At 73.7% G+C, this 21,647-nt stretch carries 14 protein-coding genes and 2 pseudogenes; 8 read left to right on the forward strand and 8 right to left on the reverse strand.

The window, feature by feature from the left end:
* Both ABZ914_RS24090 and ABZ914_RS24095 read left to right on the forward strand, forming a co-directional pair.
* Positions 1-184 (forward strand): annotated as a pseudogene (locus ABZ914_RS24090) (hypothetical protein); the annotation flags it as partial.
* A gap of 84 nt (positions 185-268) precedes the next feature.
* Positions 269-1,681, forward strand: coding sequence for a S8 family serine peptidase (locus ABZ914_RS24095; RefSeq protein ID WP_500195829.1), 1,413 nt, complete (start codon positions 269-271; stop codon positions 1,679-1,681).
* A gap of 33 nt (positions 1,682-1,714) precedes the next feature.
* Here the strand turns inward: ABZ914_RS24095 and ABZ914_RS24100 are convergent, their stop codons facing one another.
* Positions 1,715-2,374 (reverse strand): hypothetical protein, encoded by a 660-nt coding sequence (locus ABZ914_RS24100; RefSeq protein ID WP_500195831.1) that lies wholly within the window; start codon positions 2,372-2,374, stop codon positions 1,715-1,717.
* 989 nt (positions 2,375-3,363) lie between these two features.
* On the opposite strand from ABZ914_RS24100, the gene ABZ914_RS24105 reads away from it, so the two are divergent.
* Genes ABZ914_RS24105 through ABZ914_RS24120 form a run of 4 tightly spaced genes read left to right on the forward strand, consistent with a single transcriptional unit; the run spans position 3,364 to position 5,739 of the window.
* A complete protein-coding gene (locus ABZ914_RS24105; protein ID WP_500195832.1) occupies positions 3,364-4,119 on the forward strand; it encodes a hypothetical protein in 756 nt (251 codons plus the stop codon).
* Positions 4,120-4,144: 25 nt separating this feature from the next.
* Positions 4,145-4,471: a hypothetical protein gene (locus ABZ914_RS24110; RefSeq protein ID WP_500195834.1), complete on the forward strand. Its 327-nt coding sequence runs from the start codon at positions 4,145-4,147 to the stop codon at positions 4,469-4,471.
* Between the two features lie 11 nt (positions 4,472-4,482).
* Positions 4,483-5,172: a hypothetical protein gene (locus ABZ914_RS24115; RefSeq protein WP_500195836.1), complete on the forward strand. Its 690-nt coding sequence runs from the start codon at positions 4,483-4,485 to the stop codon at positions 5,170-5,172.
* Between the two features lie 54 nt (positions 5,173-5,226).
* A complete protein-coding gene (locus tag ABZ914_RS24120) occupies positions 5,227-5,739 on the forward strand; it encodes a hypothetical protein (RefSeq protein WP_500195837.1) in 513 nt (170 codons plus the stop codon).
* 10 nt (positions 5,740-5,749) lie between these two features.
* Here the strand turns inward: ABZ914_RS24120 and ABZ914_RS24125 are convergent, their stop codons facing one another.
* Positions 5,750-6,289, reverse strand: coding sequence for a hypothetical protein (locus ABZ914_RS24125; RefSeq protein ID WP_500195839.1), 540 nt, complete (start codon positions 6,287-6,289; stop codon positions 5,750-5,752).
* A gap of 138 nt (positions 6,290-6,427) precedes the next feature.
* On the opposite strand from ABZ914_RS24125, the gene ABZ914_RS24130 reads away from it, so the two are divergent.
* On the forward strand, positions 6,428-7,150 hold the full coding sequence (locus tag ABZ914_RS24130) for a DUF2510 domain-containing protein (protein WP_500195841.1): 723 nt from the start codon (positions 6,428-6,430) through the stop codon (positions 7,148-7,150).
* A 10-nt stretch (positions 7,151-7,160) separates the two neighbouring features.
* On the opposite strand, the gene ABZ914_RS24135 is transcribed toward ABZ914_RS24130, so the two are convergent.
* From ABZ914_RS24135 to ABZ914_RS24160, 6 genes are all read right to left on the reverse strand, one after another.
* Positions 7,161-8,063: a hypothetical protein gene (locus tag ABZ914_RS24135; RefSeq protein ID WP_500195843.1), complete on the reverse strand. Its 903-nt coding sequence runs from the start codon at positions 8,061-8,063 to the stop codon at positions 7,161-7,163.
* Positions 8,060-9,478 (reverse strand): glycohydrolase toxin TNT-related protein, encoded by a 1,419-nt coding sequence (locus tag ABZ914_RS24140; RefSeq protein ID WP_500195844.1) that lies wholly within the window; start codon positions 9,476-9,478, stop codon positions 8,060-8,062. The genes ABZ914_RS24135 and ABZ914_RS24140 overlap by 4 nt, the downstream gene beginning before the upstream one ends.
* Positions 9,475-10,392, reverse strand: a complete 918-nt coding sequence (locus ABZ914_RS24145) for a glycohydrolase toxin TNT-related protein (protein ID WP_500195846.1) — start codon at positions 10,390-10,392, stop codon at positions 9,475-9,477. The genes ABZ914_RS24140 and ABZ914_RS24145 overlap by 4 nt, the downstream gene beginning before the upstream one ends.
* The gene (locus tag ABZ914_RS24150; RefSeq protein ID WP_500195848.1) at positions 10,389-11,204 is read right to left on the reverse strand and encodes a hypothetical protein; all 816 of its coding nucleotides are present in this window, start codon (positions 11,202-11,204) and stop codon (positions 10,389-10,391) included. Before ABZ914_RS24150 ends, ABZ914_RS24145 begins: the two co-directional genes overlap by 4 nt.
* Before the next feature lie 80 nt (positions 11,205-11,284).
* Complete coding sequence (locus ABZ914_RS24155) at positions 11,285-12,199, reverse strand: hypothetical protein (RefSeq protein WP_500195850.1); 915 nt, start codon at positions 12,197-12,199, stop codon at positions 11,285-11,287.
* A 48-nt stretch (positions 12,200-12,247) separates the two neighbouring features.
* Positions 12,248-20,641 (reverse strand): DUF8616 domain-containing protein, encoded by an 8,394-nt coding sequence (locus tag ABZ914_RS24160; protein ID WP_500195852.1) that lies wholly within the window; start codon positions 20,639-20,641, stop codon positions 12,248-12,250.
* Here ABZ914_RS24160 and ABZ914_RS24165 point away from each other — a divergent pair.
* Positions 20,625-21,647: pseudogene (locus ABZ914_RS24165) on the forward strand (hypothetical protein); the annotation flags it as partial. The gene ABZ914_RS24160 and the pseudogene ABZ914_RS24165 sit on opposite strands and share 17 nt — an antisense overlap.

The following is a 21,647-nucleotide window of genomic DNA, read 5'->3' on the forward strand; positions in this document are numbered from 1 at the left end:
TGGCCTCGGCTCGGCCGGTGCGGCCGGACGCGCCGGCGCCGGACGCATGGGCGGCGGCATGCCCATGGGCCACGGCGGCCACGGCAACGGCAAGGAAGAGGAACGCGAGCGCACCACCTGGCTGTCTGAGGACGACGACGTCTGGGGAGCCGACGATGACACCGCACCTCCGGTGATCGGTTGATCGCCGCAGGACCGACGACGTGAACAGGGCGGACGGGGCCAGACCTCCGTCCGCCCTTTCCGCATCCAGATGGGGAACGACGCAATGCGACGGCTGATCCAATCGGCGGCGGCCACGGCAACGGCTGCAGCCCTCGCGCTCGGCCCGGTGGCCACGGCCCACGCCGCACCGATTCCGCAGAACGAGTGGTGGTTCGACTCGTGGGGGATCAAGACGGATGTCTGGCCCCAGACCAAGGGCGCGGGCGTGACCGTCGCCGTTGTCGACACGGGGGTCAACGCATCCCTGCCCGACCTGAAGCCCGCCGTCGTCTCCGGCACCGACCTGCAGAGCGGCGGGGGAGACGGGCGAACGGACCAGGACACCGACGAGGGCCACGGGACGGCGATGGCGAGCCTCATCGCCTCTCGCGGCACGCATTCGGGCTTTTACGGCATCGCCCCCGAGGCGAAGATCCTGCCGATCTACTCGCCCGGAGTTTCGCCGCCCAGCCTGTCCAAAGCCATCCGCTTCAGCGTCGACCACGGTGCGAAGGTCATCAACTTCTCCGAGGGCGCCAGCGTCGTCAGTGCGAACAATTGCCCGGACGAAGTGCTGCAGGCCCTGAAGTACGCCGATGCCAAGAACGTCGTCGTCGTCGCGTCCGCAGGCAACTCCGGCGACTCCACCAACAATGCCGAGTACCCGGGATCGTGCCCGGGTGTGCTCGCGGTCGGCGCGGTCGACCATCAGGGCAAGCCGTGGGAGCAGACCCAGCGGCAGGACTATGTCACCGTCGCCGCACCAGGCGCGGGCGTCGGCGGCATCGGTAAGACCGGACACGTCTACAACAGCGGCGCCGGGACGAGCCAGGCGTCCGCTCTGACCTCGGGTGCGGTCGCGCTCATCCGCAGCAAGTACCCCCAGATGAAGGCCCGGCGGGTTGTCCAGCTCCTGACCAACACGGCGAAGGACTTCGGAGCACCGGGCAAGGACGACCAGCTCGGTTACGGCGTCGTCAGCATCACCCGGGCGCTGAAGAACGACGTTCCGCAGAACGCGCAGAACCCGGTCTATGCGCGGCTCGACAAGGCCGCGGTGAAGGGCTCCGCCGGGGGCGGTAAGGGCCAGGCGGCGCCGGCGACGAAGGGCGACGGCGGTGATTCCGGCGGCTCGAACGCGCCGCTGGTCATCGGCGGGATCGTGGTCGTCGTCGTGCTGATCGGTGTCGGGCTCTTCGTCGTGATGCGGCGCCGGAAGCCGAGCGGCACGGGCGGACCGTACGAGTCCGGGCCCTTCCCGAACGGGCTGCAGCCGATGAACCAGCCGGGTACGCCTCCGTCCTTCGGTGGGCACACCGGCGGTCAGCCGCTGCCGCCGCAGGGCGGGCAGCAGTTCCAGGCGCCGCCGCAGGGGCGGCCGAACCCGAACCTGGCGCCGCCTCAGAGCGGCCCCGGCATGGCGCCTCCCGCGCCGCAGGGGCGGCCCAATCCGAACCTCGCGCCGCCTCCCGAGTGATCGTCGCGGACCCGGGCCGGTCGCCGGCCCGGGTCAGCGGCGCACGCAGGTCTTGCAGGACGACAGGGCCGTGGTGACATCGCGTGCGATGGCCTGGGCGGCCTCGCGCGTCACCGATTCGTCCAGCGGGACGCCCTTCCGCTGAACCGCGACCCCGTCGCGGTCGAGCGGGTAGGCGGCGCCGTCGAAGTCGACGGTGATGACGGCGTTCTGCGTCCGGACGACCATGCGCGATGTGCCGCTGCGTCCGAGCGCGGTCGTCGTGACCGTGTGATGAAGGAACGCTTCGTCTCCGAGGCCGCGCGTCAGGATCGGGGCCTCGTTGTGGATCGACCCGACGCTGTCGGTGACGGTTCCCTGCTTCGACGTCCGCCAGGCCGACCGGTAGTCGGACTCGGCGTCGGCGAGGCCGGACGCTCCGACGAACAGACGCATCGCGACCCGCAGATGCCGCGAGGTGAGCGTCCTGCCCTTCTCGGCGCTGAGCGGCTCGCGCCAGTCACAGGCCGCGTACTGCTGGTCGCCGGACACTCCGCCGGTGTCGGGCGTCGGCTTCCCCGCCGCAGGCATGTACTTGGACAGGACGGCGGCGGACGGCGACCGGCACGCCTCGGGGAGCGCCGCGAAGTGAATCCGAGGCGCGGGCTTCTCGTCCGACCCGGACGTCCCCCACACCACGGCACCGCCGATCACGACGGCCGCCGCGGCCGCCCCTGCGATCGCGACTCGCGGCCTCGCCTTGGCCCATCCGAGAACAGACCCCCGCGCCGGCCTCTCCGCCCCTGAGTCGCGCTCTGAGCGCTCCGCAACCGGCTCCGGCGCGACGCCCTCCGGCGCCGCTCCATCGTCGTTACCGGCCTCGCGCGACGACCCGTCCAACCCCTGATCGGGAGCCACGAACTCCGGCCGCGAACTTTCCGCCAACGTCCAAGCCCCCAAACCGCAACGAGTCCGTCATCCGTATCGCCGCGAGATTAACACCCAACCGAAGCCTCGCCCGCCGTCCCGGAAGGCAAGGCGCACTTGCTCGGCCCTTGCCCAACCGGTGGCGGGAGGGGTCGCCGGTTCCTCCGTGTCCCGCCGACCGGCTTGGACGGCGCTCAATAGGACCGGTCCAAGTCATGATCGAACCGAACAAACTCCGGTTGCGAGTCATCGGACAGGTGAGGAGCTCCCATAGCGATTTCTCGTGATTAACGGCACCGGTGGATGTGAAGGCTGATATCTGCGCTGGTCACGCTGACTCGCGATGCCGTGCGATTGATGAAGCAAGATCGAAGTTGTTCGGGCAACTTGTGACATTGACCCCTATCAACGGAACCCAGCATATTGGGTCCGTCGCAACTCGATGGCTGACCGATGGAGCATGCGTGGGCGACGAAAGAAATCCCCTCGACCGGTTACTGAACACCAGGACACCGAACGCACCCGTGAGCGACGAGGAGGCCCGGGAGCGTCTCGAGACGCTCAATCGGTCGCGTCAGGGCCCCGGGAACGCCGAGCCTCCCGGAGGGCCTGCCGAGGAGGCGAACGCGGCTCCAGCGGCGCCCGCCTCCGGCGGTCCCTCGGTTCCGCGGCGAGAACGGCCTCCCTCCGCCCCGCCGCCGTCGGATCGTCCCTCCCCGCCGCCGGGCCCTTCTGCGACGCGTTCGAGCCCTGGGCTTGCGCCCCAGCTGTGGCAGTTGGACGCGATACTCCAGTACGCGTCCGAGCTGCAGGAGACGCTCGAGAGCATCGATGCGGCCCTGCCCGAGCGCAGCGAGGCCACCGACCAGAGCGGCGCGGTACGGGTCGTTCTCGGAGCCCTGGGGCTGCCGGAGACGTTCCGGGTGGCGACGGACTGGAGTCGGCGGGTCGATCCGCACTCTCTCGGCCATGCGGTCGTCGAGGCTTGCGAGGCGGCGATGCAGCGGCGCATGGCGACCTGGGGCGAGGTCCTGCAGGGCCAAGGGCTGACGGAGCGGATGGAGAGGATCGACCGGCTGGAGGCGCAGGCGGGCGCCGCCCCGTCGAACATCCCGGACGACTCACTGCCTCCGGGTCTCCAGCGCAAGACCGCGGTGTACCGGCCGCCGCTCGAAACCCTCGCGGACAAGGCACTCGGCGCCCAGGAGGCCCTCGACGCCTTCTTCACGTCCGGTGACGGGCGGCCGCCACCGGAGCCGCAGGGAACCGGACGGGCCCGCAACCGTGCACTGAGCCTCACCGTGACCGCATCCGGCGCGGTGACCTGCGAGGTCTCTCCGGAGTGGGCCGAGCGCCGCTCCGGGTCCCAGATCGCGGACGCGCTCAACACCGTGCTGGGCGACGCCCGCCGGGACCTCGCGCGGGCAGCGGAGTCGAAGCCGCCCGGGGTCCCGGGCGTGGACGTCGGCGAGTTGACCGCGATGCTCGCGGACGCCAGTGCGGTCACCTTCAGGCGGCCACGGAAGCGGTAGAGAGCGACAGAGGAGGACGACGCGTATGGCACCCCCGGAGACCGAATACAGCAAGAAGGGCCTGTTGTCCGAGGCCCACATGTGGGACGAGCAGGCGACCGTGCTGGAGAAATTCAACAAGGACGCCGCCGCCATGACGATCGACGCCGACGGCGGGAACGCGTTCCGTGACTGCGTCGAGCTGTACCGGAAGAACCAGCAGGAGTTCGTCCGGTACACCTCCCAGGGCGTCAAGGTCCTTGAAGAGATCACCGGCGCGTTGGCGGACGCGGCGCGCACCTACGACGCGACGGAAGAAGAGATCAAGGCCGCCATCAAGCACGTCCACGGACGCGGGCACGCCCCCATCTAGGAGTCGGCGACATGGGAATCAGCGCGGCGACGTTCGAGCACGCGATCACCAGGACGGAACAGCAGCTGGAAAAGCTCGGCCCGGCCATGGAGCGCCTTCGGCAGCTGGTCAACAAGCAGCTGTCCAAACTGATCTGGCCGACGGGGGAGGTGGTGAAATGGGCGTGGAACAAGCTCGTCGGCCTCGTTCAGAAGTTCAACTCCATGGTCGTGGAGATGCTGAAGAACGCCAACGTGCCCTTCATCTTCGACCGGTACGAGGACACATGGCTGAAGATCGGCGGCGACTCCGGTGACTCCGCCTCCACCATGCAGAAGGAGGTGAACGACAACGGCAAGCGGGTGTGGGGCGGCCTGGCGGGCGGCGCCTACCAGGAAGGGGTGAAGGAGCAGCCGATCGCCATGGACGCGATCGGCGACAAGGCGAACAACATCTCGAGCGCATGCACGGACATTCGCAACGCCGGCTACGGCTTCTACATCGGCATGGCGGCCGCGGTGGCGGGGGCCGTGGCCGCACTCGTCACGATCGAGACCGTCGTCGGGGCGATAGCGGGGGTCGCGGCGGCGATAGTGGCCCTGCTCGCGGGCCTCGCCACGCTGATGCTGGAGACGCACTCGGCCAAGCAGGAACTGTCGGCCAACCTCGGACCCAATCATGCGCTCCCCGGCAACGCCTGGCCGCCCGCCACCACCTCGTGACCGTTCGCCGCTCCCCGAGGGCACAGTGACCAGGGAACGGAGGCGAGGGGACGGATGCCGGCGACGGTGGGCAAGCTCGGAAGGATGATCTTCGGTGCCTGGTTCGTCGGCGCGCTGTATCTCGCGCTCGCGGCGGTCACGGCCGCCGTGGGGATGGGGGGAGGCGGCGATCTGGGCGCTCTCCTCGTCCCCTGGGCGGCCGGGATGCTCCTCGGGGCGTCGGTGTCGTTCGGCGTGGGAGCGAGGATCTCGTCGCTGCGGCGCGCCGTGCGGACCGAGGGACGCGGGAACTGGGGCGCCGCCGAAATCGGAGCGCGGCTGCGCCCGTTGAAGCTGCTCTGGCTCGTGGCGCTCGCCCTCACGGCCGCCGCCGGCTTGGCGGCCCTGGCGACCCACGGTGGTACGGGACGGGCGATGGCCGGGATCGGGACGGTGATGGGGATGGTGATGCAGCTGCAGCCGGGCGCCCTGCTGTGGTCCGCGTCGCGCACCTTCAACGAGTTCGCCCGGGAGGTCGCCGCGGAGACCGGTCGCGGTCGCCCGCCCGGCCCCTACTACCGCCCTTAGGAGCGCGCGATCAGAGGATGCCGCGGAGAGGGTTGGTGGCCAGGTGGTGGAGGTGGGTGGCTATTGGGTGTTGTAGGTGGGGGTCTATGGCCTGGGCGAGGGCGGTCAGTTGGTCGGGTGGGAGGAGGGCGCCTCGGCGGGTCGGGTCGCGCAGCCACATGCGGACGGACGGGCCGCCGGGTTCCTGGACCACCAGGCGGGGGAGGACGCCGCCGCGCCAGGACGTCCACGTGGGCTCGGCGTTCTCCAGGGTGATCCGGGCGGTGGACAGGTCGTAGCGCCTGCGGCCGGGGAGGACGCGGCGGACGAGGACCCGGCCGTCCAGCCAGAACGCGCCCCGGTAGTACTGGACGGACATCAGGGCGACGAGCCCGTCGAGGAGCAGCAGCGGCAGGAGCATGAGCACGCCGATGACCCTCAGTTCGCTGTCGGTGATGAACGCTCCGCAGAGCGCGCCGAGGGCCAGGTTGAGCAGGGCCGTCATCGGGGCCAGGCAGCCCAGCCAGGCGATCCACATCGATCGCGGCGGTCCGATGTTCAGGCGGAGCACGCGTTCTCCCTGGGCGGCGCGGGGCGGGTGTCCGCCCGGAATCCGTTCGTCATGGGCGGTCCTATCACGCGGCGGACCGCGGTGGCGGGAGCGGATATCTTCGGAGCGGTTGGTCGGCGGCGCTGGAAGGTGTGCATCGTGACTCAGGCCGGGTGGTATGCGGACCCGTACGGTGGCGGAGGGCACCGCTGGTGGGACGGGACGAAATGGACCGACCACGTCAACGCGACGCCCGTCCAGCAGGCCCAACCCCAGCCCCAGCAGCCCCAGCCCCAGCAGCCCATGCCCCAGCAGGGCGGCGGGCCGGTGCTGCACAAGACGCGGTACGGGGTCGAGCTGCATGCCGACGCGCACGCGATCACGTGGGACGGGACGACGATCGAGCTGGCGAAGGCCGAGTTCGTCGGGTACACGGCCGTGCAGACGAGGATGCGGGGGCCGCTGAACATCGGCAGCGTCCACACCTCGACCGACTACCACTTCGAGATCGGGTTCTTCCCCGTCAACCAGGCGCCCGCGATCGCGTTCGAGGAGACGGGGCTGCGCGCGAACACGCCGCCGTCCGACTGGCAGTTCCTCGTCGATCTGTCCAGGACGTACGTGGAGCCGCGGTTGCTCCGGCAGTTCCTCGCCGCGATCGAGGCGGGTCAGACCGTGGACGTCGGCAAGGTCCGGATCAACCGGGACGGGTTCGTCGGCGGGAACGTGTCGCGCGGCTGGGACGGCATCGAGGGCGTCAGTTTCGACAAGGGCTGGTACTTCGTCCACGCGCGGGGCGCGGGCAAGCCGATCCTGCGGGTGCCGCAGCAGAACCAGAACGTCATGCTCCTGCCGCGGATCTTCGACGCCCTGAAGCGCTGACGTCCCGGCGTCAGGCGCGGGGGTGGAGCCAGGACGGGGTGTTGTCGGGGGTGCGGGCGAACATCCGCAGGTCTTCGGCGTAGGCGGACGGCGGCGGCGGGGTCTTCCAGCGCGGTTCGGTGTCGTGGTCGTACTCGACCTGGTAGGAGAACGGGAAGGCGAGCTGGAACCGGGCGCTGAACCAGGTCCCGAGGCCGTCGGAGTACATCCCGCGGTGGAGCCGTTCGAACAGCTCGCCGGCGGCGGGCGGCGGCGTCCACGGGCTGGGCATGTGGGTGTCGCAGGTGAGGAGCTGCGCGACGGTCTCGGTGTGGGATCCGAGGGCGTTGTGGTACACGTCGGCCTGCCGCCAGCTCGCGGGGAGCGAGTCGACGAGGACGGTGGTGATCTCTTCGAGGAGGTCCTTCTGCTCGACGGGGCCGAGCGGTTCGGCGGGCGCGGGCGGCAGCGGCGGGCGGCCGGTGCGGGCGCGCAGCCAGTCGGGGATGTTCTCCTCCGCGCGGGGGAAGGCGGCGAGGTCCTGGTCGTAGGCCTCGGCGGGGATGTCCGGCTCCCAGCGCGGGTCGTAGTCGTTGTTGTAGGCGGTGTAGTAGGAGCCGGGCGGGTCGAGCATGACGCGCATGCTCATCCAGGTGCCGCGGTCCTGCCGGTACATGATGGAGCGGAGTTCGGCGGCCATGCCGAGGATGTCGCGGGGCATCTCGACCGGGCGGCCGGTGCCGTCCTGCATCACGACCGCCAGGGCGGCGTCGGAGACGGCGACGGTCATCATGACGCGCAGGTCGATGCGGCGCCAGTCGGGCGGGGCCGCCTGGGCGAGCAGGGTCGCGATGCCGCGGGTCAGTTCCTGGTAGCGGTTCTGGTCGTAGGGCAGCGGTCCGCGGCCGGGAGCCGCGCCGGACGGGCTGGTCATGTCTGCTCCTCGGGCGGTCGGACGGTGGGGCCGGGGTCGCCGCCGGGGCCGGTGATCTCGACGAGGTGGCCGGAGGCGACGAGGTCGGCGATGGAGTGGACCAGGTTATAGCCCATGCCGGTCTCGGGCGGGGGCGTGCCGGAGCCGATGGGGCCGACGTGGAACAGGACGGTGTAGCCGCGCAGGGGCTTCTGGACGCGGTAGACCCGGTAGGTGAGGCCGGTCAGGTTGATGTGCCCGCGGCGTTCCCAGGGGGTGCCGATGTCGAAGACGTACCGGTCGGCCGGGGGATGGTAGGTGTCGACCTCCTTGCCGGCCGGGAGGATCTCGCTGGGCGGTTCCGGTCGCGGTTCGGGCTCGGGCTCCGGTTCCGGGGCCGGGACGGGAAGCCCGGTCCCGGCGAGGGCGCGGTAGATCTCGTGGACGGAGACGAACGCGCCGTGGTCGGGGCGGGGGCCGGGAAAGCAGACGAAGTATCCGCCGGGGCGGTTGGCCATGGGGTCCAGGGCGATGTACGGGCCCGGTCCGGCGGGGCGGACGGCGTCGAAGGCGCGGGCGGCCGGGGAATCGTCTCCCGGTGCGAGGGTCCACGCGTCCTGCCTCTTGCGAAGCGCGCGTTCCCTCTTGAGGACGCCGGTGACGTGCAGGACCTGGCTGTTGATCTCCATGCCGGTGTCGGCCATCACGCCGGCCATGGCGTGGACGGCGGCGGCGCGGGGGTCGGCGAAGGGGCGGACGGCCGAGTCGGGGCCGATGGCGAGCCAGGCGCCGGGGGTGCGGGCGATCGTCCAGCAGCCGTCGGCGACCGTTCCGACGCGGAGGCGGTCGACGCCGGGCACGTAGTCGGCGAGTCGGCGGCGCGCTGCGGTGAAGAGCGCTTCGAGGCCGGAGGGCAGCTGCCGGGTCAGGTCCGTTTCGTCCTGCGGGTTCCGCTGGAGCGTTCGCGGGTCGAAGGCCTGGCCGGCGGCGTGCAGGGCGGCCAGCCGGCCGAGCCATTCCGGAGTCCGGTCGGCGGGGCGGGGGAACCGTTCGAGCTCGGTCGCCGCGTCCGACGGGGCGATCTCGTCCGCCCAGGGGAACTCCTCGGGCGGGTCGGCTTCGACGTCCCATTCGGGTGCACGCGCGCCGCCCCGCAGGGAATAGGTGAGGGACATCCAGGCCCCGTCATCGGGGTGGTAGGTCATCTCCCGATGGCGGCGCAGCAGCTCGGGGATGCCGGTGTGCGCGAGACGCCGTCCCGCCTCGAGGATGCCGCGACCGGAGCGGTCGTCGTCCTGATGGCCGGCGAGACGGACCACTTCGTGGTCGCCGACGGCGCGGTAGGAGAGCCGGGCGTCGTGCCAGTCATCGGGAAGCAGCCGGACGAGCTCGTCGATCATCCTTTGCAGGTGCGCCTCTTCTTCCTCCGGGGTCATGACGCGGTCTCCTCGCGCGGGTCGGGGACCTCGGACAAGGCGCCGTCCCGCAGAAGATCGGCTATGGAATCGACGAGGTGGTAACCCCGGCCGCGATCGGTGGTCCTCTTTCCGCGGGGGACGATGCTGTACTCAAGGGGAAAGGCTGGGTGCACGCGCAGCGGCCGTTCGAGCCGGTAGAAGCGGTGGGGGTGCGCGTCGGCCGAGCCCCACGTCCCGCGTTCGTGGAACGGTGTGCCGAGCTCGTACAGGAAGACCTCGTCGGTGCCGCCATAGGCGTCGAGGACGCGGCCTTCCGGCAGCGTCTCGGCGGCCTCGCCGGGCCCGTCCGGCAATTCGCGGTGGGCGGCCAGCGCGAACGCGCGGTGGACGGTGACGAACGCGCCGCGCTCCGGCGCGCTCTCCCGCCGGAGCGCGAAGTAGCCGCGGTCACGCCCGAGCAGGCGGTCCAGAGCGACGCAGGGCACCTCGGGATCCGGCCTCGGCGCGCCCTCCGACTCCGCTCGCAGCCGCTCGCCGGTCTCGGTGAGGAACCACGGGCCGAGGTCCGTCCGGTCGTCCGGGCCCGGCTCGATGATCCCGGCCAGCTGGAAGATCTTCATGTTGAGGCCGGTGCCGGCCTCGGTGAGCAGGCCGCCGAGGGCGTGGGCGACGGCGGTCCGGGCGGTGCCGTGCGCGGTGACCTCGCGGGGGGCGCCGGCCTCGGTGCGGACGGCCAGCCAGCCGCCGTCGCCGTGCAGGATCGTCCAGCAGCCGTCCTCGACCCGTCCGACGAGGAAGCGGTCGGCGGCGTCGCGGGTCCATTCCCGGAGGAGGCGGCGTGCGCGGTAGAACAGGATCGGGCTATCGGGCGCCAGCCGTGCCACCAGGTCGTGCTCGTTTTGGGGGGTGTGCGGCAGGGCTGGTGCGGTCATCGTCCGGCGGCGGGGTCGGTCGGCCGGCCGATGGCGGCGACGGCTTCGGCGCGGGTCTCCTCATCGATCTCGCCGATGCGGAAGTCGGCGGCGGAGGCGTATCCGACCAGGCGGGGCTCGGGCGGGACGCCGTGGACGCGCAGGTAGTAGTGGACGGCGCCGGGCCAGATCCACACGCCGTTGGTGTGGTAGGTCAGCGGGACCTCGGCGGGGTGCGCGGGGTCGAGGCGGTCGGTGTCGTAGCCGCGCGCCGCCAGCACGATCGGCGCCTCCTGGAGGTAGCGCAGGAGCGGCTCGCGTTCGTGTTCGGGGACCGGCGGGCGGTCGTAGTGCGGCGTGCCGTCGGGGTCGACGGAGTCGAAGACCTGGGCGATGCGCAGCGCGGCGGGCACCGGAGGCGGCGTCCCGTCCCGGCCCTGCTCGCGGAGCTGCTCCTCGAACAGGGGGTGGGTCCGCTTGCTGAGCGAGCGGATCAGCGCCTTCTCCTCGGCCGACGGGGGGCGCCGCTCCTGCTCGGCGGTCTCCTCCAGCCCGGCCATGGTCTCGTAGAGCGCTTTGACCGCGCCCTCACCGAGCCGGTTGCGGGCCCGGAACATCTCCACCGCCGGGATGAACTCCTCGTAGGCGAGCTGTTCGACGTCGGCGTCGTGATTGAAGTCGATCTCGGCGATGTAGCGCATCGCCCGCACGAAGCCGCCGGTCCGCGGGTCGGCCGCGACGCAGTACAGACCGCCGCCCGGCGGCTCCACGAAGACGACCGGCCGTTCGTTGTAGGTGAAGTAGCGCGGATAGGTCTTCCTCACCGACGGCATGGCAGAAACTCTCCGTTAAGACAAGGGTGGCGGTACGGACAGAGCATAGAGGCGGCTTCCCGGCGGCCCTTGGCCGCAGGTCACCGCTCGGCCAAGCGCTTGAGATCGTCCAGGGACGGCGCCTGCTGCTCGGCGGCGTCGGCGGGGACCGTCCCGGACAGGAAGTCCTCGGCCAGCCCGCGGAACGTGCGGATCGCCTGCAGCGCGTCGGTGCCGGCCCGGAAGGCCTTCGCCAGCCTCAGCTCCCACAGGCCGGCCGCGATCTGCCCGGCCTGTCCCGCCGGGACGCGCCGCAGGTACCCGGCCGCATCCCCGGAGGCCGCCGCCCAGACGTATCCGAGGAGGTTCCCGCCCAGCACCACCGGCAGGTACGCCACCGGCCCGGCCGCCTCCTGCGGGTAGGACTCCGGTGCGACGCTGACCAGCGGGCCCCAGCCCTTCGACCGGTCCGCCGGCGTCCCGTCCGGGTACAGGCCGTCCTGGACGAGCGGGCCCGGCGAGCGCGGGGCGTCGGGGTTGAGCCACGCCTCCAGCTCGTACAGGCTCGGCGCCCACTGCTCCTGGGCGTCGGCGGGGACCGAACCGGCCACCGGGTCGTCAGGGGCGCCGCGCAGGCGCCGCACCGCGTCCTGCGCCGACAGGCCCTCGGCATAGGACTGGTCCAGCCGCTGGTTCCACACCGACGAGGCGTCCAGGCTGCGATCGAAGAACTGGAGGTTCCTGATGAACCCGCACACCTTCGGGTTGTCCGCGGCCGCGTACAGGTGGCCCAGCAGATCCGCGCCCGACACCACCGGCAGGTAGAACACCGGCTGGCGGGTGGAGTGCTCGTAACCCTCGTGAGGCGGGGCCGGATCGCCCTGCAGCGGCGGCGCCGGCGGCAGATCGGGCCACTCGTACGGACCGTCCGGGGACGGAGGCGGCGCCGACGGGTCCGGCGGCCATGGCAGGCCGGGGTACCCGCCGGGCGAGCCCGAATGCGGCGGCATGCTCATGACATCTGTTCCTTCCGAGGTCTCCGTCGGTCGCTCCCCTGCACGGAATCAGTCCGGTGGCTCCGCGTCCGCCCATACATCGTAGGTCGGCCTCTCCACCCATTGACCGTTCGGCAGCTGCTTGCGGACCATCCCGGCGAAGGCGACGCCGGTGATCCGGTACCGGACGTTGCGCGGCAGGATCAGCTCCCGCTGGTCCGGATAGTCGCTGCTCCGGCCCATCCACAGCCCGTGCGAGCCCGCGGGGAGCCGCATCCGGATCCGGTACTCGAACGGATCGTTGTCGACGACCGCGGGGTTGCGTCCGAGCGAGGTCGACATGTACGCCGGCTCCTGCTGCCGCGCACCGATCAGCAGCCGCGGATCCCGGTTCCCGAGCGGCAGGCCGTCCTGCGCGATCATGAACGACACGTCGTGCAGGCCGCGGTTCGTCTCGACCGGCTCGGGAAGCGGCTGGCGCAGCGCCTGGTCCAGCTCGCCGATGCGGCGCCAGAACGCCTCCGGCGTCGGGTCGCCGCCCAGGTAGTGCGTCAGGCGGCCGAGCTCCGCGTGCTGGTACCGGAGTTCCGCGAGCTTCCGCTCGGGGTTGGGGTGCGCCATGACGTACTGGACGATCTGCCGCTGGTAGTCGGTCAGATCCGGCCGGTGCAGCATGGCGCGCAGCTCGTGCCCGAACGCCGGCATGCCGCCGTTGTTCAGGTACATGAGGTGCTGCGCGTAGTTCCCCTCGCGCCGTACCTGGTCGAGGAAACCCGCCACGTCCGCGCCGGGGCGCAGGTGGGGGTTCGGCATCGACTGCACCGTGTACTGGTAGATCGCGTGCTGGAGGTGCGGCGGGAGCTGCCGGTACACGTGGGCCAGCCGGTTCTCGCCGTACTGCTCGCCCTCGTGGTCGCCACCGAACCGGCGGACGCCGTCGGTCCCGACGTGGCCCTCCACGGGGGCGTGATGGGCCGCTCCTGGGTGGTGCGCGGCGGGATGCCCGGCCGGGGCGTGCGGGGCGGGGGCGTGCGCGCCGGGGGCATGCGGGGCGGGGGCATGCGGGGCGGGGTGCGGGGCGTGCGGCGCGGGATGCCCGGCCGGGACGCCGCCGGGGTGGCCCGCCGGACGGTCCGCCGGGTGACCGGCCGGGGCCGGGTGAGCGGACGGATGCCCAGCGGGGTTCGCACCGGCGCGGGACGCCGGTGGCGTGCCCGGGTGCGGCGTTGAGGGTGTGCCCGGGTGCGGCGTTGAGTGCGTGCCCGGGTGCGGTGCTGAGGGCGTGCCCGGGTGCGGTGTCGAGGGCGTGCCCGGCGGCGTGGCCCGGTATCCGGTCGGGGCGGCCCCCGCCGGCGGGCGGGCACCGGGAGCCGTGCCGGGATGGGCGCCGGGAGTCATGCCGGGGTGGGCGCCGGGGACGAAGCCCGGCCCCGCGCCGGGGTGGCCGCCCGGCGCCGTACCCGGACGGCCGCCGGGGTTCGCGCCCGGGTGCGTCGGCGGACGGGTGCCTGCGGGAGCGGCCGATCCTGCGGCCGGGGGGACGCCCGGATGGGCTCCGGGCCGCGTCGCAGGGTGATCGTCTGTATGCGAATGGGCACCGGGGACCGCGCCGGGGTGGGCCGGGTAGGCCGCTGGCGAGACGCCCGGCGGGTTCGACGGCGCCGCGTAGCGCGGGTCGGCGTAGCCCGGGGCCGGGCGGCGCGGATCGCCGTGGCTGGGGGCCGGGTGCCTCGGGTCGGCGTACCCGGCGTGAGGCGGGACGGCGTTCGTGCCGCTGCCGGTGGACGGTTCGCCGTCGCGGCGGCGCCGGAACAGCTCCCGCAGACCGCGCGCCTCCGCGTCCCCGCCCGAGGCGTGGTCGACGCCCTCCCGCGGGTGCCCGGGGGCGTACCCGTCCTGGCCGCCGGGCGTGGTGGTGCCGTCCGGATGGTGGACGGTCCAGGAGCCGTCCGGCGGCAGGCCGGGCCGCACCTGACCGTCCGCGCCGGCATGCCCGGACGACGCGTACACGTTGCCGTCGCCGTCCGACCAGGCCAGGCCGTGCGGCGCGATGACCGGGACGCCGAGCCGCTCGGCCAGCCGGGCGGCGAAGTCGCCGTCACCGGTGTGGCAGCCCAGCAGCAGCACCTCGCGGCGGTCCCACGCCGGGTCGTTGGCGATCAGGTCGGCGAGGTCGTCCACGCCGAGCCGGCGCCCGCCGCCGAGCCGCAGCCCGTCCGCGTCGGCGTGCCCGTCGACGACGAACCGCTGCGGGTCCGCCGGGACCCGGCGTGCCAGGTCGCGCATCGCCGGATCGGACGGGTCGTGGAACGAGCGGCCCGCCGGGGTCTCGTCGCTGGCGCGGAACACCTCGTGCAGGTGCGGCGGCAGGTTCTCCGGGATCGGCGCGTCTCCGTGGTCGCCGCGCCCGTCCTCGTCCGCTCGATCCTCGTCCGTGCGGTGCTCGTCCGTGCGGTGCTCGTCCTCGGGGTGCCGCTCGCCGTCGCCGGCGGGCCGGTCCCCGTCCCCGCCGGGCTCCGGCGCCCCGTGCCCGCTCTCGCCGCCCGGTGGGGCCTCATGCGGCCTCGGAAGCCCCGGGCCGGTGCCCGATTCGGTCGCACGATGCCCGGGCGCCGGCGGCTCCCCTTCGTGCGTGCTGCGCAGGTGAGGCGGCAGCGCCTGGTCCAGCGCGTCGCCGAACCGCTCGTTGAGGCGCCGGTTGACCGCCTCGCGGACGGCCAGTTCCTCCGGCGTCAGGTCCGCCTCGCGGTGCCCGAGCGCGGCCCGTTCCTCCGCGACGTTCGGCAGGTCGCGCGACACCTCGTAGAGCGAGTGCTCGTGGTCGGCGACCGCGTCGAACGACTTCAGGTGCAGGCGGGGTTCACCGATGTGGCCGTTCGGCATCCGCACGGTCATCCGGATGTCCCGGTAGCCGCTCGGCTGCGGGCTGCGCAGCCGGTCCTTGATCGACACGATCTCGGCGCCGTGCGCGCGGACGACGCCCTGCACGCGGTCGAGCGCGCGGTAGAGCCCGGAGACGTCGTCGAACTGCACCTTGCCGCCGAGCAGGTCGTTCAGGGTCGACGCGTCGCCGTCGTTCTCGTTGATGATCTTGTCGAGGGCGCGCACCCGGTCCTTCGCGCCCGGACGCATCTTGGCGTCGCCGGGGTCGTCCGCGAGGTCGGTCAGGATGTCGTGCAGCGTGCCCCGCTGCTCCTCGGCCGCACGGTACAGCTCGTCCAGGTAGTCGTTGACGAGCGGGTTGTCCTTCGCCAGCGGGCGTCCCTCGCCCGCCCGCTCCCGCTCGGCGGCGAGCGCCTCGCGGTCGAACCCGGGCTGGCCCGGCGCCTTCGACGTGCCGATCTCGCCGACCACCCGGTCGCTGATCCGGGTCTGCCAGTCCTCGAGCGGGGTCTCCCTGGGCCGTGCCGGACCGCCGTCCAGGACCGCCTCGGGGCCGCGCTCGTTCACCTCCCGGATGGAGTCCTCCAGGATGTGGACGGCCTCCGGGTGCGTCAGCAGGCTGTGCAGCGTCCGGGGACGGGCCAGCAGCGAGTCGTGGAGCGCCTGCTCGGCCCTCGTCAGCGGCGGCGGGCCGCTCCCCTCGATGATCCGCGCCAGCTCCGGATGGTTCGGCAGCCGGGTGCGCAGGTCGTCGTCCAGGAGGTCGCCGAGCCGGTCGCCGCGGTCGTTGACCACGGTGTCCCGCGCCTGGTCCAGCACCTGCCGGAGCTGCTCGTTCTCGTGGACCCGGCGCATCAGGTCCGGGTCGGCCGTGCGGGGGCGCTCGCCCTCCGGCTCGGCCGACCGCGGCCTGGGCGGCGCGTCCGTGCGCGGACCGGGCTCCGGATGCGGCGCGGCGTCGGATCGAGGCGGCGCGTCCGTAAGGCGCGTCCCGCCTTCGCCGGGCGCCGTGCCGTCGCTGGTCGGCGCGTTGCCGGCAGGCCGGTCGGCCGGGGGTGCGTTCTCGGCGGGCCCGTCCGCCGGTGGTGCGCCCTCCGGTCGGGGACCGCTGTCGGCGCGCGTGCCGTTCTCGGTCGAGGGCGGCGACGTCTCCGGACGCGCGCCCTCCGCTGCGGTGGTCGGCTCGGAGGCGGGACGCGTGTTCTCGCCGTGGGCGGGTTCAGTCGGCCGGGACGTGCTCTCCTCGGGCGCACCGGGCGTGACGTCGCGCCGCGGCGCCGTCTCCGTACCCGGGCCGCTCTCCGTACGGGGCGCCGTTCCCTCGCCGTGCGGCGGGGTGCCCTCGGCCGGTCCGCCGCCCTCCGGCCGGGGGCTGCCGACCGCATGCGTTCCGCCGGTGGCCGGAGCGGGCTCCGGGCGCGGCGCGGTGGTCGGCGCCTCCGACTCGTACCAGCCGTAGTGCGAGCGGGCGTCGGGACGCGCGGCCTCGGGAGCCGGCCGGCCATCGCCCGCGTCGGGCCGCCCTTCGGAAGCGCCGGCCGGCGCCTCGGCCTCCGGCGTCGCCGTCGGCTCGGACGTCCGCGTCGGTTCGGGCGTCGCAGTCGGTTCGGGCGTCGCAGTCGGTTCGGGTGACGCCGTTGGTTCGGACGACGGCGTCGGTTCCGGCGCCGGTGCGGGTTCCGTCGATGCCGCCGACTCCGGCGTGGGCGTCGACTCCGGTGCCGCCCCGGTTTCCGGTGCCACCGTCGGCTCCGGTGCGGGGTCGCCGGACGAACCGGCCGGGACCGCAGGCTCTTCCGGCTCGGGGACCGGCCCGCGCACGCGGCGATGCGGCTGGTCCGGCGCCGGCTGGGGATCGCCCGAGGATCCCGGCGTCGCCGGTCCGGAGCCGCTGCCCGGCGGAATGGAGCCCGGCGGGGGAGAACTGCCCCGCAGGGTGGGGTCGACGTTGTGGTAGCTGCGGTAGTGCGTGTACAGCTCGGGTTCCCCGCCGGGCGTGCGCGGAGGGACCGTCTCCGTCCAGCGGACGTGGACGACCTCCGGCGTGACCCGCGGATCGTTCGGCTCGGGGAAGAAGTCGATCCGCTCGATCGTGTGGCCGGCCGCCTGCTGGGAGTAGAGATGGGCCTCGAACGAGTGGCGCCAGCTCTCGCTCGGCGTGAAGTCCGCGCCCTGGTTGCCGCGGTTGGTCCTGCTCTCCTGCGGGAAGTAGTTGATCTTCTCGCCGGGGCCGCGGGCCTCGTGCGGGAAGATGTGGCCGCCGTCGAACTCGCCGCCGTGGTACTCGCCGACCCGCTTGGGCTCGGGGCGTCCCGGAGGGTGGTGGCCGCCGCCGGTGCGGCCGACGTCCGTCTGGACGCTCTCGTTCCGCTGCGACCTGCCCGCGTCGTATTCCGGGCTGCCGCTGGCCACGCGCGCCTGGCCGCGGTCGTTCGTGTGGTAGGCGAACGTGCCCGGCTTGACGCTGCCGTCGCCGAAGTCGCCGGTGCGGGCGCCGTCGGGCGGGTCGAGCCGCGTGTTCTCCCGGGTGTGGAACCGCTCGTGCGGCTCGATCAGGTAATGGGTGTTGGGCTTGGGAACGCCCGCGTCCCTGGCCTTCGCCGGCTTGTCACCGAGTTCGGGGTTGAACCCGTGGCTCTTGTCGCCGTACCAGGTGCGGACGTGCGTGACATTGCCCTTGTCGTCGGTCCAGAAGACGCCGTGGAGCCTGCCCTTCGGGTCACGGACCTCGATCCGCGCGTTCTCGGGCCGCTTCAGGTCGTTCCGGGTGGCGAAGGGCCCTTCCTTCTTGACGTCATAGGGCTCGGGCCACGTGTGGTGGGCGGCGTCGGCCGGCGGATCGAACCGGGTGGCCGACGGCGCGGCGCCCTGGCCGGTGGAGACCTCTTCGCCCTTGAAGATGTGCGGGTTCGCGTAGCCGAGGTCGACCCGGTGCGTGACGCCCAGCTCCGGGCGCGTGAGGTCCACGTTCTCGTTCGGCGGGACGGCGCGGGCGCCGGGCTCGTCCGGCGTGTGGTTCGTGACGTGGGTGACCTGCCGGTCGCCGTTGGTGTAGGCGACGCTGCGCGGGATCCGCGTGTTGTCCGGACCGATCTCGTACACGGTGTAGCGCGCGTTCGGCTGCAGGTCCTCGACGTCCGCGAGCCGCTGATCGGGGGCGAGGTCGATCGACGCCTCGTCGGTGTGCCGCGGCGGATCCCACTCGGCCTGCTGGTGCGGCAGGTTGTTGGGCGGTTCGGCCGCCGGCGCCGCGTCAGGCCGGTCGGGCGGCGGGCCGGAGTCGCCGCCGTCGGAGTCCTCGTCGTTGGAGCGGGTCCGCCGGTGCAGCGGAGTCTCCTCGCCCTCGCCGGGGCGCGTGTGCGTCTCGCCGGGCGCGCGCTCGTCCGGGCGCGGCTCGGTCTCGTTCGAGCGCGGGCGGCCGTCGTCCGGGCGGGGCTCCGCCTCGCCTCCGCGCGGGCGGCCCTCGTCGCGGGGGAGTTCGCCGGCGTCGTGGCGCGGGGGTTCTTCGCCGCGGCCGGGGTCGGTCTCGCGCGGGCGGCCGTCGTCCGCGCGCGGTTCCGTCTCGTCGGAGCGCGGCCGGCCGTCGTCGGGACGAGGCTCGGTCTCGCCGCGCGGGCGGCTGTCGTCGAGGGGAAGCTCGCCGGCGTCGTGCCGGGGAGGCTCCTGGCCTTCGCCGGGAGTGCGCTCGTCCGAGCGCGGGCGGCTGTCGTCGCGGGGGAGTTCGCCGGCGTCGTGGCGCGGGGGCTCTTCGCCGCGGCCGGGGTCGGTCTCGCGCGGGCGGCCGTCGTCCGGGCGCATCTGGCCGTCGCTGTGACGAGGCGTCACTTCGCCCGTGCCCTGGTCGTGCGGCGCGCCGGACGGGTCGGTGGTGCCGTCGCCGGTCCGCGGCGCGCCCTCGGGCCTGCCCCGGTCGGTGCCCGGCGTGCCGTCGTGGGAGACGCGGTTCCCCGGAGCGCCGCCGTCGTTCGCGGACGGGGTGCTCGCGGGCGCCTCGCCGCGGAAGTGGCGGTCCATCACGTCGCCGACGGCGCGGGCGAGGTCGCGCGGGTTCTCGGCGAGGCGGTGCTCGGTGAACGCCTCCGCCATCAGCTCGTGCGGGTTGGTCGCGCCGTACTGCGACAGCGCGTTCTCGATGCGCGACCTCATGGCGGGGTCGTGCGGCTGAGTGGCGTCGTAGGGGACGCCGAGCGCGTCGGAGATCGCCTGGTTGAGCTCGGCCCGCATCACCGGGTCGTTGAGGAGCCGCTGCCCGAGCTGGTGCCCGAACTCGTGCGTGAACACGCCCTCGGTCGTCCCGCCGCCGGGGACGGTGAAGCCGTCCGCCTCCTCGTCGGCGCCCTCCGCGTTGCGCTCCGCGTTGTCGCCGAACGCGTCGTCGTTGATGTAGATGCCCTGGTCGGGGCCGCCGGTCCGGGCGTAGGCGAGGGTGTCGCTCTCGTTGGGCGGCATCGCCGTCGACTCGATGCGGTTGAGCTGCCGCATCGTGCCGGGGTAGTCCGCGGCGAGCTTCCCGAGCGCCCGGTTGATCTCGGCGGCGGCGGCCGGGTCGATCGGGCGGGACGTGAAGTCGACCGCGGGCGCGTCGTCGCCGAGCTGCGAGAGGATCTCGCGCGCCTCGTGCTCGGCGTCCGCCAGGTCGTGGGAGGCGTCGCCGCCGTCGTGGTCGCCGGACGCGTCGTCCGTGCCGTGGTCGTCGCCGCCCTGGTCACCGGTTCCGTCGTCGCCCTGGCCGTCGCGCGGGGCCGTCCCCTCCGGCCGCTCGTGCTCGTCCGGCGTCCCGGCCTGCTGAGGATGCTCCGCTGGTGCGCCGGACTCCGGTTCCTGGCGGCGCGGCGCGTCGCCGGGCTCGCCGTCGCGCGGGGAGGACGCGTCGTCCTCCCGTGAGGGGCCGCCTTCGCCCGATGCGGGCTCGCTGCTCGTCTCGGGCGCGTCGCCGCGCACGACGCCCTGGTCGTCGACGTCCTGGATGGGCCGCTCGGCGGGGTCGCCGGGACCGTCGCCGTCGGTCAGCGGACGCTCGGGCGCCGCCTCCCCACCCTCGTCGCCGGACGGCGCGCGCTCCGGCGCCGGTCCCGCGTCACCTTGTGGGTCACCGGGCCGCACCACGCCCTGGTCATCGAGGTTCTGGATGGGGTGTTCGCCCGGGTCGGCGGGGGCGTTGTCGTCGGTGAGGGGACGCTCGGGCGCCGGGCGTCCGCCCTCGTCGCCGGACGGCGTGTCGGGCGTGGGCTGGGCGTTCTCCGTCCCGGTGGGCGCGTGCTCGGCCGGAGGCGTGGCGCCTTCCTGAGCGGGAGGCGTCTGCTCGTGCGGCGACGGGGCGTTCTCCGTCCCCGCGCCGGACGGCGCCTCGTGGGTCAGCTGCGGGCCGTTCTCGCTCGGCGCGGCCCCGTCACCCGGACGGGACGGCTTCGGAACGCGGCTGCCCGGCTCCTGCGGCGAGCGCGACGTGGTCTCGGGACGTCCCGAGCCGGAGGACGGCGTGGTCGTGCGGACCCGCGTCTCACCGCCACCGCCGGGCGTACCACCGCCGCGCACGGCGGAACCGCCGCCGCCCATGCCGCCCATGCCGCCCATCGGCATCGGCACGCCCGCGATGAGGCCGGGCTGGCCGCTCGACCCGTCGGACCCGCCATGGTCGGGCGCCGCCATCGCGTCGGGCAGGTCGGCGGTCGCCTGGCCGCCGTCCTTCGCGTCGGACGACCCGGCCGTGCTGCTGGGCGGAGCGTCGGCGCCTTCGGGCGCGGACGGGTCGCCGCCGCCGGACGGCGAACCGCCGTCCGACGGGTCGGAGCCGCCGCCGGTCGCCGTGGACCCGCCGCCCTCAGAGGGCGCGGAACCGCCGCCTTCGGGCGCAGAACCGCCGCCGGTGGAGGAGCCGTCGCTGGGCGAGGCCGTGCCGTGGCCGCCGGAAGGCGTGCCGCCGCCTGCGGTCGGCGCCGTGCCGCTACCGGCGGTCGGTGCCGTGCTGTTTCCGCTGGTCGGGGGCGTCGTGTTGCCGCTCGCCGGGGGCGTGGTGGTGCCGCCGGTCGGTGTCGTGCTGGGGGCGTGCTCGCCGCCCGTGGGCGGCGTCGTGCGGCCGCCGGTCGGTGCGTCGTTGCCCGTGGTGGGAGCGCGCTCGCTGCCCGAGGCCGGGGTGTGCTCGCCGCCTGCGGGCGGCGTGGTGTGCTCGGTCGCGGGCTGGGTGGTGTGGCCGCCGGTCGGCGCCTCGCCGTCCGGTGCGGGTGCGTGCTCGGTGGGCGAGGGCGTGGTGTGCTCGCCGGTCGGGGACGGCGTTTCGGTACGGGCCGCCGGGTCCGTGCCGCCGCCGGACGGCGCGGTGTGCTCGTCGCCGGGGGACGTGTGCGGGTCGCCTGGCGCCGCCGTGCCGTCGCCGGGTGAGCGGGACGGGGTCGAGCCGGACGGGGCTTCGTCGCGGCCGCGGCCCGAGCCGCCACCGGACGAGCCGGAGCCCGTGGACGGGCCGCCGCCCGCCGGTGAACCCGGGGTGCCGCCGGGCGCGCCGCCACCAGGACGGGCGCCGGAGGGGCCGCCGCCCGAACCGCCGGAGCCGCCCGAGCCGGAGCCCGAGCCGGAGCCGCTGCCCGTC

The organism is Spirillospora sp. NPDC046719 (assembly GCF_040645715.1).
In the GTDB taxonomy this organism is placed as follows: Bacteria; Actinomycetota; Actinomycetes; order Streptosporangiales; family Streptosporangiaceae; genus Spirillospora.

What these genes read in the sequence shown, in the direction of transcription:
- ABZ914_RS24095 (WP_500195829.1), top strand. Translation starts at nt 269, where the DNA reads ATGCGACGGCTGATCCAATCGGCGGCGGCCACGGCAACGGCTGCAGCC.
- ABZ914_RS24110 (WP_500195834.1), top strand. Translation starts at nt 4,145, where the DNA reads ATGGCACCCCCGGAGACCGAATACAGCAAGAAGGGCCTGTTGTCCGAG.
- ABZ914_RS24115 (WP_500195836.1), top strand. Translation starts at nt 4,483, where the DNA reads ATGGGAATCAGCGCGGCGACGTTCGAGCACGCGATCACCAGGACGGAA.
- ABZ914_RS24120 (WP_500195837.1), top strand. Translation starts at nt 5,227, where the DNA reads ATGCCGGCGACGGTGGGCAAGCTCGGAAGGATGATCTTCGGTGCCTGG.
- ABZ914_RS24135 (WP_500195843.1), bottom strand. Translation starts at nt 8,063, where the DNA reads ATGACCAGCCCGTCCGGCGCGGCTCCCGGCCGCGGACCGCTGCCCTAC.
- ABZ914_RS24140 (WP_500195844.1), bottom strand. Translation starts at nt 9,478, where the DNA reads ATGACCCCGGAGGAAGAAGAGGCGCACCTGCAAAGGATGATCGACGAG.
- ABZ914_RS24145 (WP_500195846.1), bottom strand. Translation starts at nt 10,392, where the DNA reads ATGACCGCACCAGCCCTGCCGCACACCCCCCAAAACGAGCACGACCTG.
- ABZ914_RS24150 (WP_500195848.1), bottom strand. Translation starts at nt 11,204, where the DNA reads ATGCCGTCGGTGAGGAAGACCTATCCGCGCTACTTCACCTACAACGAA.
- ABZ914_RS24155 (WP_500195850.1), bottom strand. Translation starts at nt 12,199, where the DNA reads ATGAGCATGCCGCCGCATTCGGGCTCGCCCGGCGGGTACCCCGGCCTG.
- ABZ914_RS24160 (WP_500195852.1), bottom strand. Translation starts at nt 20,641, where the DNA reads ATGCCGATGGGCGGCATGGGCGGCATGGGCGGCGGCGGTTCCGCCGTG.